This is a genomic window from Microcoleus sp. B3-D7, from assembly GCF_036705305.1.
Classification (GTDB): Bacteria; Cyanobacteriota; Cyanobacteriia; order Cyanobacteriales; family Microcoleaceae; genus Microcoleus.
The window spans coordinates 13,126-31,709 of sequence record NZ_JAUBUE010000032.1 but is presented as its reverse complement, the minus strand read 5'-3'; the positions used below and the strand labels follow the sequence as shown (position 1 = coordinate 31,709).

Genomic DNA, 18,584 nt, shown 5'->3' with positions numbered 1-18,584 from the left:
ATGGTTTCAGACTACGAACTAAAAACAGTCCGGACTATTGGTATAAAATTCCGCAGTCTTTAAACAATCTCTATTTAACGAACCGCGAAGACGCAAAGAACGCGAAGGAAGATGGATAAGAAGATAGCTAATGTTAGCAGTTCGCAATTCTGGTAACGCAGCTCCAGAGGCTCCAAAACGCGCTGGCTAGTGCTAAAATTTCCATCGGGCGTGCCGAACAGACGATCGTACATTTGATGAAAAAAATTAAGGTAATGCTGAAAAACCCCTACTTAACTGCTGCGAGTTCGATCGCCCTTCTCACAATTATTGGCGGATGTGCAGCTACTGAATCACCTCAACTTGCATCTCCCTCTCCTGTAACTGAATCACCTCAACTTGCATCTCCCTCTCTTGTAGCTGAATCTTCCCCGCCGCCAGTTAAACCAAGTCAGCCTCAGCCCTTAATAGTCTCTGCTACCAATCCCGAAACCCCCACAAATACCAAAATCCAGCAATATCTCAACGGGTTGGCAGCCCAAGGTTTTGCCAAAGAAAACCAAGGCGTCTGGATACAATCTGGCAATACTTTGCTAGCCAATCACCAAGGTACAGTTCCTCTGTCAGCCGCTTCTATTACCAAAGTAGCAACATCTCTGGTAGCACTGCAAGAATTCGGGCCCGAACATGAATTTATCACCTTAATTGGTACAACTGGAAAAATTGAAAACGGCGTATTAAAAGGCAATTTAATTGTACAGGGAAACGCCGACCCGTTGTTTGTATGGGAAGAGGCGATCGCCCTCGGTAACGCCTTAAATCAAAAAGGGATCAAGCGAGTCAGTGGCAATTTGATAATTGTCGATAAGTTTTACATGAACTTTGAACTCGATCCCCTCAAATCTGGAGAATTGCTCAAACAAGGATTGAACAGTCAAATCTGGGCCAGCGAAGCCGCCGCCCAGTATCAAACCCTGCCTCCCAATACGCCGAAACCCCAAATAGCCATTGAGGGTACTGTACAAGTTTTGCCAGCATCTCCCAACGATGTGCAGCCTTTAGTCAAACATTATTCTTTGCCCCTTACCGAACTGATCAAAAAAATGAATCAGTACAGCAACAATCTCATGGCAGATATGCTAGCTGATACTGTCGGCGGCGCCAAAACAGTCGCGCAAAAAGCAGCAGCAGCAACCGGAGTTCCTCCCGCAGAAATTCAACTCGTCAACGGTTCGGGATTGAGCGAAGAAAATCTCATTTCTCCCCGGGCTGCTTGCGCGTTATTTATAGCTTTAGAACGCTATCTTGAACCTTACAGCATGACAGTTGCGGATGTCTTAACTGTAGTTGGGAAAGATCAAGGAATACTGGCAGAACGGGCGCTTCCCAAATTAGCAGTAGTCAAATCTGGCACGTTGGATAATGTTAGCGCTTTGGGCGGAGCCCTGCCAACTCAAAAACAAGAAACTGTGTGGTTTGTGATTATGAATGGAGGGGCAAATGTCGAGACATTTCGCACTCAGCAAGAGGTTTTGCTGAAAAGCTTTTTGAATGAGTGGGGAAGTGTCCAAGTTTCGCCGCCGGAATTAACGCCAAATCCTGCTAGAAGTAGTAAGGTATCTCGCAGCGAAATTGTTCAATAAGCTGTTGTGCATTGAAATTGTATATTCCGGGCGAGCTCGCGTGCCCACCCCACAAGAGAGTTTATAGGGTGCGTCAGCACAGAAATTTTAAATTTTCAGCTAAAATAATGCAAGCTGATGCACCCTAGGAGTACAAACTAATTTAATCAGGTGTTTTGGCCCTAGCGACTACAATGCCGATCGCACTTTCGACTCTCCTAATATATCTCTGCAAGTCGTAAGCAACTGTCACCTCCCCAGCCGGCGAAGCGTGAATTAAGCCCATATTGCCGTCAGCATTGCGGTAAACTAAACCCGTGTGCGTGACATCCAATCCTTTAACATCCGTAGCTACTGCTACAATATCCCCTGGTTTTAACTGAGAATAAACACTTTTTATCCGATTTGTCGGAATGTAATTAACAGTAGTTTTTGCTAATTCTGCTTCTTGGCTGACTATGCACTGATAAGTTGCTTCGTCTTTGACCATTTGCGGGTAACTGCTGCGGTGCTGGCTCATGAAATTTAGTGTTTTATTCATGGACACTCCGCCTAATTCAGCCGTGATATTTTCTACTGTTTGCCGTTTTTGATTGTCGTTAATCCAGTCGGAAAAATAGTGCAATCTGCTGCAATAACCGTTGATTTTACCGTTTAAATACCGCTGTTCTTCTATGCGATTTACAAAATTTTGATAGTCGTAATCTTGTACTGCTACGCCCCTCGCGATCGCCAAAACGGTTTCAACAAACAAAACGCAATCAAATTTATTCAAAGTTATGAGCAACTTTTCTTCGCCGGATTTGTCCAGTAAACCTGCGGCGTAGGGCTTTCCTAGGAAATTATCGGCGATCGCCTGGACGATTTCTCCCATCGAGCGATCGTGCAAATTTTGTTGTTTTGCATACTGTACAACCTTTTCAAAACGTGCTATGTCTTCAGGTTGTGCAACGGTTTCTCTCTCCGTATTATTTGAGTCCGAGCGTCTCGCCAGCACCTTCAGCAATTCGGAATAGGAAATTTCCGCTAAATTGTTGAAGTCCCAAAACATACTCGGAAAAGTGGAAACAGTTTGGTTGTTTGTTATTTCCAGATTTTCGCTTTTTCCCGTCAAGGAAAACGCTAAATCCGCGCCCTGTCCTGCTGTTTGTCGCTCGACAACATATCCCGTAGCAGATTGAGACTGAAATGCCCAAACATCAGGTATCAAAGAGTTATTCACGCCGACGATCGCAAATCCCAAAACAGCCAGACTCCAAAAATTTCTCATGTTTTTCAAAGGATTTTGCTTCAACTCAGTGCTATCCTGAAAATTTTACAATTACATTTTACAATTACTAGAAGTCTCAATCAGCCTAGTAGACCGATAAAATTGGCAACAGCGGACTAGATCGATACACTTGTCATTTAGATGCCGCCCTATTATAAACTGATCGTGCGAGTTTGATAGCACAAAACTGTAATGCAAGTAGAACGCCGACCCCGCCCCATCGGGCCCCAACGCCCAATCGAGTCCCGACGCCAAAGCACCGAGCGTCCAGTCCAGTCGCGACGCCAAAGCACCGAGCGCCCAGTCCCATCTCGTCGCCCAATCCAGACCCGACGCCCCATAGACCTCTTGCAAAAGTCGCTCTCAATTCTTGAAATTATCTGGGTTAATCTGCGTTCATCTCCCTTGTATCTGCGGTTGACCGATCGAGCAAAGATTCATGCAACAGGTCTAATCCAATCCCGACCCCAAAGCAGCCAGCGCCCAGTCGGACGCCGACGCCAAAGCAGCGAACGCCCAGTGCCATCTCGTCGCCGAGTGAGGACGAAATTTTCTCGGCTAAAATACCGTAACATCCTGTGCTTAATCGCCGGGGCGATCGCGATCGGTTGGATTGTCACAATACCGTTCAGAATTCGCCGTCCCCCAGAACCGCCAGTCATCTTGGCTCAACAGGCCGTCTCGCCTCAAGAAGCACTCTCGCCTCCAACAATTGAACCATCGGAAAATTTAGCCGATCGTCAAAGCGAGCCTACGTTTAGCTACAACATCAAAACACCTCCCAATCCCGTTTACTCTCAAGAATTGCAAGGGATTGTTGATGAATCTGTGAAAATTGCAACCAGCAAAGGATTGCCTGCAGAACGGCTATCAATTACCTTATTTGATGTTAGCAATTCCAAAACTCACACCTTCGCCGGATATCAAAATCAAACTCTCCGATTTCCCGCTAGTGTTGCCAAGTTATTTTGGATGGCAGCGTTTTACTCAGCCATTGAAAAAGGCCTCATTACGCAAAAAGAATCTGCCTTTAAAAACGACCTGGAGCAAATGATTCGCATCTCCAACAACGATGCTGCCAGCAGGCTTTTAGACAAAATCACAGATACAAAATCCGGCGGACGGCTCGCAGGAGAAGAGTTGCAAACATGGCTGAAAAAGCGCACTCAAATTAACACATTTTTCCAGTCTGCCGGCTACAATGATCTTCGTATAAGCACCAAAAATTATCCCATATACTATTTAAGACAAGAAGGGCCAATCGGTCGCGACTTGCAATTGCGGGGCGATGCTTCTCAGCCGATTCGCAATCAAGTAACTACCGACCAAGCCGCCAGATTAATATATGAAATCTATACTAGACAAGCCGTTTCCAGCGTCGCCAGCCGCAAAATGGCTTACTTGCTAACGAGAGACTTAGACCCCAAGGCGTGGAAAAATGACCCTAGCAATTCGATACAAGGATTTCTGGGCGAATCTTTACCAACTAATATTTATTTTGGTTCCAAAGTAGGCTATACTTCCAAATCCCGCAGCGAAGCGGCCTTTGTCAGAACTTTAGACGATCGCGCGATTTATATCTTAGTTGTTTTTGCAGACGATCCGGCTTATGCCAAGGACGAAACAGCCTTTCCTGCAATTTCCCGATACGTTTTCGATCGCCTAAATGCTCGTGGCCCCAGCACTGTGCAGTGATATGGAGTAGGGCCTGTTGAATGTTGACTATTAGTTGAAAAACTGAAGGATGGTTGATCTCAAATCCGGTAGCATCGGAATTATTCATCTCTCTGTTCTCTTCCTCTGTATTCTCTGCATCAAGATTGGTTTAATCATTCCAATGCAACCGGATTTGATATGAGTGTTGAATGTTAACTCGATTTTATAGCAACCGCGCCCGACGGTTAGGACGCTGTTAATGGCTGAAACGATTGATTTTATTGATTCTTCCTTCTTCCTTCTGCTATACAATTCCGGCGCAGTCAGAAGTGAGATTACGCACAAACAACGGTTTCTGCGAAAAATGGGCACTGGCGACCAAAAAAAACAATTTCTTGACCACAAATCTAGGATTTTAGGTAAAACCCGCAGCAAGAAACCCAGTTTCTTATATCCTGTGAGTAAGTCCTAATTAGATTTGTAGTTAGGAAGTTGTTTGTCTCCCGTCGGTCGATCGCTAACTCTCAACGATGAGTTAAACAATTGATTGACCTGACACAATTTAACTGGGGCGAAAGGATTCGAACCTCTGAATGGCGGGACCAAAACCCGCTGCCTTACCACTTGGCGACGCCCCAACGTCTTAACCTTCACTATCTTAACATTCAAACACAGCAATCTGTCAAGCATTTTGACAAGAAAATTTTAAAAATGTTTTTGGAAGCGATCGCCCGCAGGTTTATGCTCTGATCGCACGGGGGCGAGCTACCGGGATTTCAATCCTGAAATCCGCTCCCTGTCCTGGTTTCGAGATACAGTTCAAGCTTCCTCCGTGTTTTTCCACCACAATCTGGTAGCTAATAGACAAGCCGAGTCCCGTACCCTTGCCCACAGGTTTAGTGGTAAAGAAAGGGTCAAACAAGTGGCATTTAGCTTTTTCGGCCAATCCGGGTCCGCTGTCTTGAATCCGAATCACCACAACTTGACCGCTTGACTTTCCTGACTCATCAGCCTCCGAGTTTGGGTTCACCACCGCCGTCGAGATTTTGATCGTCTTGGGTGGAGGCTGATTTTCCAAAGAGTCGATCGCATTCGCCAAAATATTCATAAATACTTGGTTGAGCTGTCCGGGATAGCACTCTACCTTCGGCAAGTTACCGTAGTCTTTAATTACCTCAATTCCCGGTATTAGCCCATTTGACTTGACGCGGCTCTGCAAAATCAGCAGCGTGCTGTCAATTCCTTCGTGAATGTCCACCAGCTTCATTTCTGCTTCGTCGTGCCGCGCGAAGTTCCGCAGAGACAGGACAATTTGGCGGATGCGTTCAGTTCCCATCTCTATTGAAGACAGAATTTTCAGCAAATCCGGCACTATGAAATCAACATCGATTTCTTCGCTTTTGTCGAGAATTTCGGGGCAAGGCTCCGGGTAATGCTTTTGATACAAGTGCAGTAAATCCAGCAGATTTTTCATGTACTGCTTGCAATAAGTCAAGTTGCCGTAAATAAAATTAACCGGATTGTTAATTTCATGGGCGACGCCGGCGACCATTTGACCGAGAGAGGACATTTTTTCGTTTTGGATGAGCTGAGCTTCTTTCTGCTGCAACTGCTGCAAAGTTTCCGTCAGTTGGCGGGCTTGAGTTTGGGCGGCTAAGGCTGCCGCGCGGGTTTGGGCGTAGAGTTCGGCTTGGTCGATCGCGATCGCCAGTTGATCCACCACCGCTTGCAGCAATTCCACTTCGCTCGTCGCCCAGGAACGGTGGCTGCTGTAATGGTTGCAAACTACAGCCCCCATTTGACCGGAGCGAGTCTTGAGCGGCAGCAGCAGGTTAGAAACAATCCCGATACTGGTCAAAAAATCTCGCGTCGGCTGTTCGATGCAGAGTGCTGTTGCCGCGTCGCCAATCCGGAGCGTTTGGCGGTGGCAAATTTTCTCGGCCAGCAGGGTTACTTGTTCGATCGGGTATTCTGTAAGCCGGTCTTTCACTTCGGGATTTGCCGCCTCGTGGGTGATTGCAAAGCTTGGCTGCCCCTCTCGCGAGATGGAGTACCACAAAAAGTAGCACTGGTCAACCTGTAACAAGCTGCGAATTTCGTTGACAGCCGTATCTAAAATTTTGTCGAGGTCGAGGGAATTTCGCATCTGGCTGGCGAGGCCGAACAGCAAGCCTTCCCGGCGGCTCAACAATTCTTCTCGGGCTGCGTGGCGATCAATCGCCACAGCGATGGCGTTAGTCATGCAGCCGAGAACTTCTAGCGCTCCCTCGCTTGCCAAAGCGCTACTGCACAGAGCCATCACTCCCACCAGTCGCTCTTCCACAATCAGCGGATAGGCAATGGTGCACAGAGACGGGTTCGACAGTAGGCACACAGGAGCCGTTTGGAGGTTTCCCGCTTCTGTTCGCACCCAATCTTCTATTTCCGGTGCCCACTCTTGGCTGCTAAGTCCTGAATTTGCCTGCAATTCTAACCGCTCTGTCTGCAAGTTAAAAGTCCAGATGCTCACCCCTGTGGCGTCGAGGTACTCTACCATTGCCTCAGTGCAGCGGTTGAGGATGACCGATATTTTCCCGCCTTGTCCGAGGGCTGCACCGACTTTAGCTTGCAGGGTTCCCAACCGCGATCGCTCTTGTAGGGACGCTGCCGTTAGTTGGCGATCGGAGGTGTCGCGGGGGCCGGCAACGATTTCTCGGATTTGTTGGGTATCGTCCGCGTGTCCGATGCCCGCTGAAGCTTCCCACACATATTGAGATTTGCCTGTTTCCCCCAGCGTTGGGAGCTCTTTTGTTGCGTATATTCTCATGCTGCTCTGTGGCGTATGGACGGCACACAAGCTGTCGCGGTTCGAGCCAGGAACTAACTCCGAGATTTGCGGGCTCTCCGAGGTGATATCTTCTACCTCTGGCAACTGTTTCTGGGCTTGGACTAATTGCCAGCGCAACTCCACCAAACTCGCAACTTGCCGACTCAAAGCTTGCACAGCTTCTATCGTTTCTTTTGTCAAGTCTCGCGGCACCGAGTCCATGACGGATAGCACTCCCAGCACCTGCCCCTCAGAGCTAACAACTGGGATTCCGGCGTAAAATTTCACGAAGGGGTAGAAAACGATCAGCGGATGATCGCCAAATCTCATATCTGTGGAAGCGTCTCGAACAATGGCGGCAGGCAGTTCTTTAAAGGAATTTATAGGAAGTTCGATCGCAAATTCGGGAGCAACGGGCGGTTGTTGCAGGGAAATTGCCCGGTCAAATTCCAAGTTTGAGTTTGAACTCTGGGCGAAATCTTCGGGAGTTGGGTCTAGGGCGCGATCGCAAAAATTCAGGTAACGCTGGGTCAAATTTTGATCGATACCTAACTGCGACTTCAACCAGTGGCGGTTACCGTCAATCAAGCTCAAGAAAGCAATAGGACTTCGGCTGATATGAGCTGCCAAACCAACCAAACTGTCCAAGCAAGCCTCTGGATCAGAGCCAAGAAGCTGATACAAATCAATGTTATGGAGCTTGAACACTTTTTTACCAAGAGGCAAGGGTGCTTTCATCATGTGTAACTGCCCGTTTAGTTGCTGGCAACCGCCCTTCTCAATACTTCCCTTGAAAAACAAGCTATGAATTCTGTGCTGGGAGACTCGGGGCGCAAGTTCGGCGCAGGTTGCTTGCGCCAAATTCAGACTAACCTCTTGACTGATCGGGAAACTTTTGAGTTATCGGAGTTAGAGCACCCCAGATCTAAGACTATATAAATTATACTTCCAGTTGACTATGCTTTTGAATACCTCCGGCTCTCTAAATCTAAGAGCCTCTGTTGGGAGGAAGCAGCTTTCCAAAATATATGACTATTGCTTACCTAGAATTTTTTTATCAGTTTAATTGTATTTTAACAGACTTGTCTAATCGTGGGTAGCTGGCTTGCTGGTAGATTTAAATCAGGGGTTTGTGCCACAATACCAGTGTCCTTTACCGAGCTGTGCCTTAGCCGGTAGTTCAACTACAGTTAGGAGATGAATTACAAAAGATTGGTAAGATGTTAAACTTTGTAACAATAGTTGTTCAAACTCGACCTTTTAGGGTTTCTGGGCCCTGATGCACATTTTGCAACTGTTGTAATTGCCGATCGACCACTCTCCCAATCCCTTTTTTCGAGTTTGAGGTAAAAAAACAGGGGTAAAGTTTCAACTAACTCTCCAACGGAGTTGACAATTATTGGGTAGAGGCAACTCTCAAAAAATAACTGAACGAAGTATGTTTTGTATTTTCAAGAACTATAAATAAACAGGGAGAAGAATATGTCTGCAAGTAGCAGTCAAGTACCAACTATTTTGGCAGTTGATGATAGCGTCGTGATGCAAGGACTTGTTAAACAGGCCTTAAGCAAAGAGTTTCGAGTTCTCGTAACAGACAATGCAGTGGATGCTTTGTCAACGATTTATCACGAACAAATTTCTGTTTTGTTGCTGGATGTTTCGATGCCTGGAATTGACGGATTGGAACTCTGCCGCACGGTGCGGAGCTTGCCTCAGTTTCAGAATTTGCCGATCGTAATGCTGACAGCGCGAGATGGAGCCTTTGATAAGGTACAGGGGCGTTTGGCGGGAGCAACAGAGTATTTAACTAAGCCGTTTGATGCTGATAAGTTGCGCGAGGTAATTGGTAAGTTTATCAAAATCAAATAATCGGACTTAGGAAAAAAATCAATTTTGAGTAATTAATGAAGTAATTTGAGTAATTAATGAACTAAAAAGTTGCGATCGCGCTCTCTGATCCTCGACTTCTTTAACAAGTCGAGGGGCGGGCCCTTCTGCACTATTTGCGAGGGAGGTAAGTCCTAAATTTTTAATTTAGCCAAGAGTAGGGGGGCGATCGCACTGACAGGTAGAACATATTGGGCGGCACCAAGGGCGATCGCCTCCTTGGGCATTCCGAAGACAATGCAGCTAGCTTCGTCTTGGGCGATTGTCAACCCCCCTTCTCTGGCGATCGCCAACATTCCGTCAGCACCATCTCTACCCATTCCTGTCAGCAAAACCCCCGCTGCTGCCCGACTATAAAAATTAGCTACCGACTTAAATGTCACCGTTACAGAAGGGCAGTGTCCCGCAGCATGAGCAGCTTCTGAATAAACAAATCGCCCTTGAGCGTCCAATTCTAAATGACGCTTTTCTGGCGGGAAATAAACAGTTCCTGCTTGTGGCAATTCTCCAAAAGCAGCTATCTTAACAGGCAGTTTCGATTCATAACCCAGCCAATCAACTAATCCTTGCAAAAAACCTTCACTGATGTGCTGGACACAAATTATAGGCACTGGAAAACTAGCGGGAAGTTTAGAAATAATCGCGTACAGTGCTTGCGGCCCGCCTGTTGAAGCCCCTATAGCCAATACTTTAATAGTGGAAAATTTAACATTTTCGTTGGAGAATTTGTAATTAGGAACTGGTGCGTGGTTGATTTTTACTATTTGATTATTATCTTCTGTTGGCATCTTTTTTTGATGCCGTGTAAATACTTTAACTCCTGAGAGTATTTTCACCTTAGCTATTAATTGATTGGCTAGGCGAGCGTAATCAGAGACCAACCCGCCAATCGGTTTCGGAAAAACATCCAATGCACCCGCCTTTAACACTTGAAATACATTCTGAGTATCATTCGCTTGCACTGAAGCACTAATTACTAAAATTGGTAGCGGATATTTCTTCATTACTTCTTCCGTAAATTCTAACCCGTTCATTGGCGCCATGTCCAAATCCGTACAGATTACTTGGGGCTGAAGTTTGGGGATTAATTCTAGTCCTTCTAATCCGTTGCAAGCGGTTCCTACAACTTGGATGTCTGGCGAGGACTCAAAAATTCGTTTGAGGACGAGCGTAACTACTGGAGAATCTTCAACTAACAATAGTTTAATGGGCGATAACATCAGTTTGCTGGGAAATGGGGAATGGGGAATCGGAAATGGGAAATGGGGAATCGGGCACTTGTGCTAACCTTCGACTTACTTCCCTTCGGCGAAGCTTAGCGGGCAAGGCGCCCAGGGCGAGTGGCTAGCTCAGCACGAGTCGCTCAGTAACCGCGTAGTCAAAGTATTGGGCATTGGGCATCGATGCACAGGTAATGGTGAACTAGGCACTTGATATTGAGCTGTGCTAATTGGTAGTAAATAACAAATGCCTCATAACCAAGGAGTAATGACTTATGACTAAACTAACCTTTTTAGTGTCTCTACCAACACATCTTGATTGAAAGTACCTTTAGGAATATAAGCATTCGCCCCCGCATCAGCCCCTCTTTTTCTATCTTCATCCGATGCCAAGGATGTCACTAAAATTATCGGCAACTCACTGTATTCTTTTTGCTCCCGAATCTTAATAGTCAGAGCCAAACCATCTAAATTTGGCATTTGTATGTCAGAAATCACAGCATCAAAATCGCGAGTTTTTAATTTATGGAAAGCATCCAATCCGTCTACTGCAGTCACAACTTCGTAACCCGCACCTTCCAGGATGCGCTTTTCTTGAGTGCGCGTGGCGATCGAGTCTTCTGCTAATAGTATAACTTGTTTTCTGCTGGCAGTCTCAAGTTGCGATCGCGCACCAGAAACCCCACGGGACGAAACTTGCTGGCGTACAGATTTTATCAAATCGTGGGGATTGAGTACCATGCAAACTTCCCCTGTACCGAGAATTGTGGCACCCGAAACATTTCGCACCCGTTTCAGCAATTGGCTTTGAGGTTTCATCACAACATCCTGTTCGTCTATCAAAGCATCTACAAATAATCCCAATCTTTCCTCCCCAACTTTTAAAACAATACAAGGCATTTTTGAAGAAGTTGAATTTCGGAAGTAGTTGTGATTTTTTCTCAGAATTTCGCTTCCGGTTTCCTGTCTCAAGTACCTATTTTTGTCCCACCATTTTCTATTGTTTAATTCTAGTAAATCTGTCAGATGAGCCACTGACAGAGGCTGACCATTGGAAAGTATAGTTTCCTTACCTTCTATAGCAAATATCTCCGACTGAGCCACCTGTTGTGCCGTGTCTACAAACTCGACTGGCAGAGCATAAGGAATGTCTTCAACGAGGACAATTAATACATTTGCTGTAGCTAAAGACGTGCTGATTTGCAGCCTCAAAGTGCATCCTTTTCCCGGTAAAGACTCTACTTGAATACTACCTTTTAGGGCTTCAACATTAGTGCGAACTACATCTAAACCCACCCCGCGACCCGATACTTCGGTAACAAATTTCTTGGTTGAAAAACCTGGAGTAAAAATTAAAGCTTGTACTTGAGTTTCGGTCATCTCTGCCAGTTGTTCAAGCGTACAAATATTACGTTTTACAGCAGTTTGTTTAATGCTCTCTAGATTTAGTCCCCGGCCATCATCAGCAACTTCAATAATAATATTGCTAGCAATATTATAGCCTTTAATTCGGAGAGTTGCCACGGGAGGTTTACCTAGTTTTTTCCGCTCCTCAACAGTTTCAATGCCGTGGTCGATCGCATTTCTAATCATGTGCATTAAAGGGTCTTTCATTTCCTCTAAAATGCGTTTATCTGCTGTAGTTTCGCCTCCTTCAATCACTAATGTAACTTCTTTACCTTCCCGTTTTGCTAAGTCTCGAACAGTTCGAGGAAATAAATTAAAAATAGTAGACAAAGGCAGCAGTCTCAGAGTGCGAATTCCTGATTCTAGTGCCTCAGCGATTAATTCGAGTCTGGCAGTATCTTCATAAACTCGATTTCTCAAGCGGTTGACTAAAGTTCCGAGACGTTCTAAACGTTCTTCTGTACGTTGATAGTAATCCTGCAATTGGCTAAATTTACCGTTGGCTTTTATACCGTTTTCATCTATTTGCATCCGATCAACAGTCAAGCTCGTTACAAAATATTCTCGGCTCCACTCTTCCCACAAAGTTGTAATTTGTTCGATCTCTGCAACTCGGTGTCCTAGCCGAGTTTTTGTGACAGTAAGTTCCCCTGCTTGAGTCATTAAATCGTCTAAATTTTGAGTAGCAACGCGAATGGTTTCAATGCGGTAAGATGAGGTTGATGATGCAGTAACTGCCGACTGCAAAGCCGACTCAGTGGCGCGCCCAGAAGGTGCAGGCAAGTTTTGAGCTTGCAGTAGAAATTCGGGCTTGGATTGTAGGGGTGGTAAAAAAGAGGAATTTTTCTCTAAGTTAAGGAATTCAGAAGTTTCACCATTTGTTTCTAGTTCTTGGGTAGCAGGCTCAGTAAATTGCAGTTCTACCAACGGTTGTTCTGGTACTTGTGAAGATGAGGAATCTAATATTGAGGCTGCTGCCTGTGGCTGTGACTCACTAGAAGCACCCATCATGCTAGCGAGGATGTAAAAAGTATTAACGCCGGAATCTTCGCCGGTAACGGCTTCGTTAACGAGTTTTCGCATGGCGTCTAAACCTTGCGAAAGTCGATCGCTAATATCGGAATTCAGTTGAGTTTCTCCCCGCTTGACAGCTCCCAAAATATGCTCCATTTGATGAGCTAAAGATGCTACATCTTTTACGCCTAGCATCCCAGCATCACCTTTAAGAGAATGGGTTTCTCGCAACAATTGTTCTACCTTAGCTAAGTCGCTCGGATGTTGTTCTAAGTACAGCAATCCGTCGTCTAGTTTCTGTAAGTGTTCTTGACTAGCGACTTTAAATACATCTCGAAGTTCTTGATCTTCAATCATCATATATGTTGTTGAGTAATAGGGAATTGAGCATGGCTCATGGGTAATTGGTAATGATAGTTATGTTGAATTATCCGTCGCTTGCTAATAACTAATGCCTCATAATTTATGACTAATGACTCATGACTACACTACTTCTTTAAGATTAAATGCAGCTTCTGTGAGTTGTTGAGTACCGATTTTTACTTGAGTAATGCCGCTGACTGTTTGAGACGCTGATTCCTTCATAGAAATCATCGCATCACCTACTTGCTGAATCGCGATCGCCTGCTGTTTAACATTAAATGAAATTTGCTGGTTGCTAGCAAACACCAGATTGCAAGCTTCCCTTACACCCGTAAAAGCTTCTGCCGTATCTTGTGCTGTTTTTACCCCTTCTGCAACCGTTTTGCGACTATCTTCAGTTGCTTTCACCGTTGAGTCGATCGCGCCCTTAATTTCTGGAATAATACCATTAATCTTTTGTGCTGCTTGTTGGCTTTCATCTGCTAACTTACGAATTTCGCTTGCTACCACCGCAAAACCTTTACCGTACTCGCCGGCTCTGACTGCTTCGACAGCGGCGTTGAGAGCCAGCATATTAGTTTGACTGGCTAAATCGCTAACCAAACTTGCGAGAGTCGATATATTGCCAATCTGACTCGTGCTGTCGTCGAGTCGATGATTTTGCTGAGAAATTGCCACCACAGCTTCTCTAAGATTCAGCATTTGATTGAGAGTTAGATCTACCTTTTTAGTGCCTTCTTCGGCTAGATTTAAAGCTTGGCGAGCGGCAATGGCAACAGACTCAGCTTGCTCGGCTGTTTGCTGAGAAGATCTGCCCAAATTTTCTAGAGTTATAGTTGTTTGATTAACCGAAACAAATTGCCTATCTGCTATTTGCTCTTGCCGACTCATATTAGATTCTATTTCCCGGGAAAATGACGAGATTTGGTAAATCAGCCCCCGAATGAGAGCAACAATCTTTTGCAGAAAAAACCATCCAAATCCCAGCACCACAGCCAGAGAAACTATAGCAATAATCGCTGCTATCTTTTGAAGATCATCAATAGAATTGAATAGCAATTTCTTGGGTGAAGTATCCACAACTACTAAAAATTTCTTGGTATTTTGTTTGCTGGGAAAAACTGTATTATAGCTAATCACTAGATCCCTATTCTCAATATTTCCCTCGCCACCTGAGATTATTTTAGCAACAATGCCTGCTGAATAATCATTTTTGACATTTTCCTTGGTTTTTAGTTCTAATCCCCATGCTTTTTTAGGATTGGGATGAGCCAGATAATACCCATCTTGATTTAAGATAAAAGATTGATCTGATAATTCATGATTAAAATTTTTAACCCTATCGATCAGAGTGCTACCCAGAGCATTGCTAATCAAAATACCTTGTCTTTCTCCTTTGGAATTAAAAATTGGAGTTGCGTAGCGAATTGTTGGCTTGTAAGGAATTTCTATTTTCCCCCTTTCCTGATTTAGCTCTAAAGAAGACACATAGACTTCTCCTGATTTTAGCTTCTTAGTTGCCATAAAGTAATCTCTGTCTGCTTTATTTTGTAGTTGAGAATCTGGAATAACTTTAATATTTGTGCCGTCAGAATCTACGCGCACGATCTCCTTACCGCTGTTATCTAGGTAACGCAATTGCATATAATATGACTTGGCTTCCATCAGGGATAAAAATGTGAGTTGCATTCGATAAACCCAATCTTTATAAGTTGAATTAGTTTGTTTATCTACTCCATTTCCTTCTCTAGCTCTAATCATTCCCTGGACTGGGGGAGTTTTACGAAGAAACAAAATATCAGCTCTCAGATTTTCAAATTTGTTAATCATTTGATTTGCGGTGGAATCAACACTGTCACTAAGGGTTATTAATGCTAAATTTTGTAATGCTTCTGTTGAAGAAGAAATTCCATACCAACCAACAATAGATACTGGAATCAATGTACTTAAAATTAGAAGGAGGAGCAGTCGGTTTTGCATTTTTTGGAAAAATTTGTTCATCATTGGTTACGGGGAATTGGTTACTGGTAACTTGTACGATCGCATAGTCTAAGTATTGGGAATTGGGAAATTGTACGTTCGCTTAGCCCAAGTAGTGGGAATTGGGAAATTGTACGCTCGCTTAGCCCAAGTATGGGTAATTGGGAATTGGTAGTAAAGTAAAAATAACAACTCCCAAATAATAACTTACAACTAACTACACTGCTGATTTGAGATTAGGTTCGGATTGGCCAAGAAACAAGTTATTACTCCCGTTAATATCGCTGGAATTGTAGCGAGGCCGATCGCCACAGCCATTGATTTAATTTTTAAGCATATATTTTTTTCGCATTTTTTGGGAACTATTTATAATTCATCGATCTCCTACAAAACTGCTTTCAAATCTAAGGCTGCTTCATTCAATTTTTGAGTACCGACTTTAGTTTGACTGATACCGCAAGCGGTTTGGGCTGCGGCTTGATTGAGAGAGTTCATAGCTTGCACTACCTGTTCGATCGCGATCGATTGCTGTTTGGCATTCAGCGAAATTTGCTGAGAGCTCAAAACCACATTGTTAATGGCATTGGCAACTCCTGCAAATGCCGCTGCGGTTTCTGAGGCAATATTCACGCCAGACTCCACTGTTTTAGTTCCTTCATCTGTTACCATTACTGTTGAGTTAATCGCCTTTTGAATATCAGCAACTAATAGATTAATTTGGGCTCCTGATTTTTTACTGCGATCGGCAAGTTTGCGAATTTCTGACGCCACCACGCCAAACCCCTTACCGTGTTCTCCCGCCCGCACTGCTTCAACAGCAGCATTGAGTGCTAACATATTAGTTTGATTGGCCAAATCGCTAACTACAGTTGAGATATTACCAATGTGATCTGTTTGTTCGCTCAACTCTATAATTTGTCCTTGGATATCCTGAACTTTAGTTTTCAGAGTTGCCATTGCTTCTAAAGTTTGTTCTACAGCTTTGGTGCCACCTCCAGCTAAATTCAAAGCTTGCATTGCTTGAACCACGGCGGTTTCTATTTGCTGTGATGTCGCCCTAGAAGATGCTCCCAATTCGTCCATTGTAGTAGTAGTTTGATTTACTGAAGCTGCTTGCTGACTTGCCATCCGTTCCTGTTCTTCGACGGTGGCTGCAATCTCAGTGGAAGAAGCGGCGATCGAGCTAATTGCGCGATCGATGGTTTGGGCAATTCCTGACGAAATCAGCCAAGCTATAACCGCACCTAACACCAATAAAAACACGGAACCAAATACCAATGCCGATATCAAGAAAACTAAGGATTGCTTCGTTTTTTCTGTAGCTTGCTTAATCGCTTTTACTTCTACTGCGCGAAATTGCTTATTTACTTCCACAAATTCATCTACAAATCGTGTCTGTTTTCCGGTGTTAAAGAGAGCTAATGCTGCGGTTCTATTATTTTTTTGTAATAAAGCAACTATTTCGTTAGAACCGTCATAATATTCGTTGCATAGCTCTAGCATCTTCTCTAAACGCATTCTCTGTTCAGGGTTTTCCATCTTCAACTCCGCACTATTCCCCGACTCACGAGCTAATTCTCCACCAGTCTTAAAATCATTTAAAAACTGCGGATTTTTATTGATTAAATACCCGCGCATCCCCCGTACCATTTGTTCAGCACCTGCGGACATATCATTTGTGTGTCTGAGCACATTTTCGATCCTTTCTACTTCTGCAAAATTATTTAACACCTGATTAGTAGTTGTATAAACGAGCACGGGAAAACCCAAGTATATAGTTGCGGGCGCTACATAAGCCAGCAGCATTCTATTTCTAATATTTAATTTTACTAACTTAGAAAACATATTTTTCTCCTTAATTTATGCACGTGCATACGCGAATTAAATTGCTTACTCCCATCTTGCTTTAAAAGCAGATTTTGTATAACTCAATACGTTTGGGTTAAAACTATTTATTCCTTAGAGATCCCCCTCGCATCCCCCGCATCGTTGCCAGAACTTTGAGTAAGTTCTTGTCCCCAATTGAGAAGGGGGGCTAGGAGGGATCGAGCTTAACTTAACCGTATGGTGGTATAACTAACTTCTTTAGTCCTGGACGCATTTCAAGATAATTATCTCATGCTAAGTCCCGCTCGTTACCCGTTCTGAGCTCTGCGTTGGATCGGGATTGCGAACGAAATGAAGCATCAAGCGAGATGCTTCAGTGGACTCATGACAGATATGCTTTGCGTAAGTCCTGTTCTGGATTCAAACCTCTTCATCAACAACTACTCCCCCTTTTGTCAGCAATTTTTGCAAGTTCAGAATAGCCATCATTTTTTCTCCGTAAATAGCTGTCCCCCGTAGATATTCGCGGTTGGCAGAATGCAGTGCTGCCGGAACAGCAGCAATTTCCGACACATTTAAGTATATAATATCTAAGATTTCGTCAACAACTATACCCGCGACCAAATCGACCACTTCAACAACGATCGCCTTAGAGAGATAATTTGCAGTCTCTAACATATTTAAAGACATATTTAAAACACTGCGAATATCAATTAGCGTCACAATTTCTCCCCGTAAATTTATATTTCCCACTATGCGATCGGGAGTGCAAGGAACCGGAGTTACTTGGTTGATATCAGTAAATTCGCGGACTAGATCTAAATGAATACCAAAGTATTCGCCATTCAAAACAAACACCGCCAGGGACATATTAATTGCAGCATCATTTTCCCCCTCGCCTCGCCGCCTCAAATGATTAGCGCGCGATTGAAAAATTGCTTTTTCTTCCGGGGTAGCCTGCGGGCAAAAAACGTGACGCTTGCTCAAAATTTTAGGAGTTTTACCTAACAATTTTGCACTTATTTGCCCGTGTAAATTTTCCGTCTCTGCCTCACCTGCTGCTGCTTCACTACCTGCATTGCTTGGAGAAACAGGCCAGCTTTCCTGTGACTTTTCGGGAGAATATCGAATTAAGTGATCGAGATTCAGCAGCATGATAATATCGGCTTCGCTGCGGGCAAGTCCAGCTATAAAATAATGAGAGGCTTCTGAATTCTCTCGCCCGTAAGATAGCTGCGGAGTGATGGCCTCTTCTGAGAGTTCCTTAACTTCGCGAACTTGATTGACAATTATACCGACTTTCGATTCTTGCCACTCTATGACGATCGTACTATCTGTCACAGAATACTCTTGCCAAACGTATCCAAAACGAAGATTCAGATCCATCACGGGCAGAATTTCGCCCCGAAGGTCGATCGCCCCAACAATATCTTGAGGTGCTTCTGCAATTGCTGTCAACTCCGGCAAAAAGAAAATTTCCCGAACGTAGCAGGCTTCTATACCGCAGAGAAAACCGTTCTGTTCAAAGATAAGATACGGTTTAGTTTCCATAT

Annotated in this window: 10 protein-coding genes and 1 tRNA gene; 3 read left to right on the top strand and 8 right to left on the bottom strand. The window is 44.3% G+C overall.

Going from position 1 to position 18,584, the window contains the following annotated elements:
* Positions 1 to 236 precede the first annotated feature (236 nt).
* On the top strand, positions 237 to 1,622 hold the full coding sequence (locus QUB25_RS20240) for a D-alanyl-D-alanine carboxypeptidase (RefSeq protein WP_333059846.1): 1,386 nt from the start codon (positions 237 to 239) through the stop codon (positions 1,620 to 1,622).
* A 142-nt stretch (positions 1,623 to 1,764) separates the two neighbouring features.
* Here QUB25_RS20240 and QUB25_RS20235 read toward each other — a convergent pair whose 3' ends face one another.
* Positions 1,765 to 2,871, bottom strand: a complete 1,107-nt coding sequence (locus QUB25_RS20235) for an N-acetylmuramoyl-L-alanine amidase-like domain-containing protein (protein ID WP_333185447.1) — start codon at positions 2,869 to 2,871, stop codon at positions 1,765 to 1,767.
* 192 nt (positions 2,872 to 3,063) lie between these two features.
* On the opposite strand from QUB25_RS20235, the gene QUB25_RS20230 reads away from it, so the two are divergent.
* Complete coding sequence (locus tag QUB25_RS20230; RefSeq protein ID WP_333185445.1) at positions 3,064 to 4,566, top strand: serine hydrolase; 1,503 nt, start codon at positions 3,064 to 3,066, stop codon at positions 4,564 to 4,566.
* Positions 4,567 to 5,093: 527 nt separating this feature from the next.
* Here the strand turns inward: QUB25_RS20230 and QUB25_RS20225 are convergent.
* Together QUB25_RS20225 and QUB25_RS20220 are read right to left on the bottom strand one after the other, a co-directional pair.
* A tRNA-Gln gene (locus QUB25_RS20225) sits at positions 5,094 to 5,165 on the bottom strand.
* A 101-nt stretch (positions 5,166 to 5,266) separates the two neighbouring features.
* Positions 5,267 to 8,074 carry a GAF domain-containing protein gene (locus QUB25_RS20220; protein WP_333185443.1) on the bottom strand — a complete coding sequence of 936 codons (2,808 nt, stop codon included), beginning with the start codon at positions 8,072 to 8,074 and terminating at the stop codon, positions 5,267 to 5,269.
* 741 nt (positions 8,075 to 8,815) lie between these two features.
* Between QUB25_RS20220 and QUB25_RS20215 the strand changes: the two genes are divergently transcribed.
* On the top strand, positions 8,816 to 9,202 hold the full coding sequence (locus QUB25_RS20215; protein WP_015175702.1) for a response regulator: 387 nt from the start codon (positions 8,816 to 8,818) through the stop codon (positions 9,200 to 9,202).
* A gap of 152 nt (positions 9,203 to 9,354) precedes the next feature.
* On the opposite strand, the gene cheB is transcribed toward QUB25_RS20215, so the two are convergent.
* The 5 genes from cheB to QUB25_RS20190 form a co-directional block, all read right to left on the bottom strand.
* A complete protein-coding gene (gene cheB, locus QUB25_RS20210) occupies positions 9,355 to 10,440 on the bottom strand; it encodes a chemotaxis-specific protein-glutamate methyltransferase CheB (protein ID WP_333185441.1) in 1,086 nt (361 codons plus the stop codon).
* Between the two features lie 279 nt (positions 10,441 to 10,719).
* The gene (locus QUB25_RS20205) at positions 10,720 to 13,218 is read right to left on the bottom strand and encodes a hybrid sensor histidine kinase/response regulator (protein WP_333185497.1); all 2,499 of its coding nucleotides are present in this window, start codon (positions 13,216 to 13,218) and stop codon (positions 10,720 to 10,722) included.
* A 126-nt stretch (positions 13,219 to 13,344) separates the two neighbouring features.
* On the bottom strand, positions 13,345 to 15,054 hold the full coding sequence (locus QUB25_RS20200) for a methyl-accepting chemotaxis protein (protein ID WP_333185439.1): 1,710 nt from the start codon (positions 15,052 to 15,054) through the stop codon (positions 13,345 to 13,347).
* Between the two features lie 534 nt (positions 15,055 to 15,588).
* Positions 15,589 to 17,049 (bottom strand): methyl-accepting chemotaxis protein, encoded by a 1,461-nt coding sequence (locus QUB25_RS20195; protein WP_333185437.1) that lies wholly within the window; start codon positions 17,047 to 17,049, stop codon positions 15,589 to 15,591.
* Between the two features lie 402 nt (positions 17,050 to 17,451).
* A complete protein-coding gene (locus QUB25_RS20190; protein WP_333185435.1) occupies positions 17,452 to 18,582 on the bottom strand; it encodes a chemotaxis protein CheW in 1,131 nt (376 codons plus the stop codon).
* Positions 18,583 to 18,584: the final 2 nt, after the last annotated feature.

What these genes read in the sequence shown, in the direction of transcription:
- QUB25_RS20240 (WP_333059846.1), top strand. Translation starts at nt 237, where the DNA reads ATGAAAAAAATTAAGGTAATGCTGAAAAACCCCTACTTAACTGCTGCG.
- QUB25_RS20235 (WP_333185447.1), bottom strand. Translation starts at nt 2,871, where the DNA reads ATGAGAAATTTTTGGAGTCTGGCTGTTTTGGGATTTGCGATCGTCGGC.
- QUB25_RS20230 (WP_333185445.1), top strand. Translation starts at nt 3,064, where the DNA reads ATGCAAGTAGAACGCCGACCCCGCCCCATCGGGCCCCAACGCCCAATC.
- QUB25_RS20220 (WP_333185443.1), bottom strand. Translation starts at nt 8,074, where the DNA reads ATGATGAAAGCACCCTTGCCTCTTGGTAAAAAAGTGTTCAAGCTCCAT.
- QUB25_RS20215 (WP_015175702.1), top strand. Translation starts at nt 8,816, where the DNA reads ATGTCTGCAAGTAGCAGTCAAGTACCAACTATTTTGGCAGTTGATGAT.
- cheB (WP_333185441.1), bottom strand. Translation starts at nt 10,440, where the DNA reads ATGTTATCGCCCATTAAACTATTGTTAGTTGAAGATTCTCCAGTAGTT.
- QUB25_RS20205 (WP_333185497.1), bottom strand. Translation starts at nt 13,218, where the DNA reads ATGATTGAAGATCAAGAACTTCGAGATGTATTTAAAGTCGCTAGTCAA.
- QUB25_RS20200 (WP_333185439.1), bottom strand. Translation starts at nt 15,054, where the DNA reads ATGATTAACAAATTTGAAAATCTGAGAGCTGATATTTTGTTTCTTCGT.
- QUB25_RS20195 (WP_333185437.1), bottom strand. Translation starts at nt 17,049, where the DNA reads ATGTTTTCTAAGTTAGTAAAATTAAATATTAGAAATAGAATGCTGCTG.
- QUB25_RS20190 (WP_333185435.1), bottom strand. Translation starts at nt 18,582, where the DNA reads ATGGAAACTAAACCGTATCTTATCTTTGAACAGAACGGTTTTCTCTGC.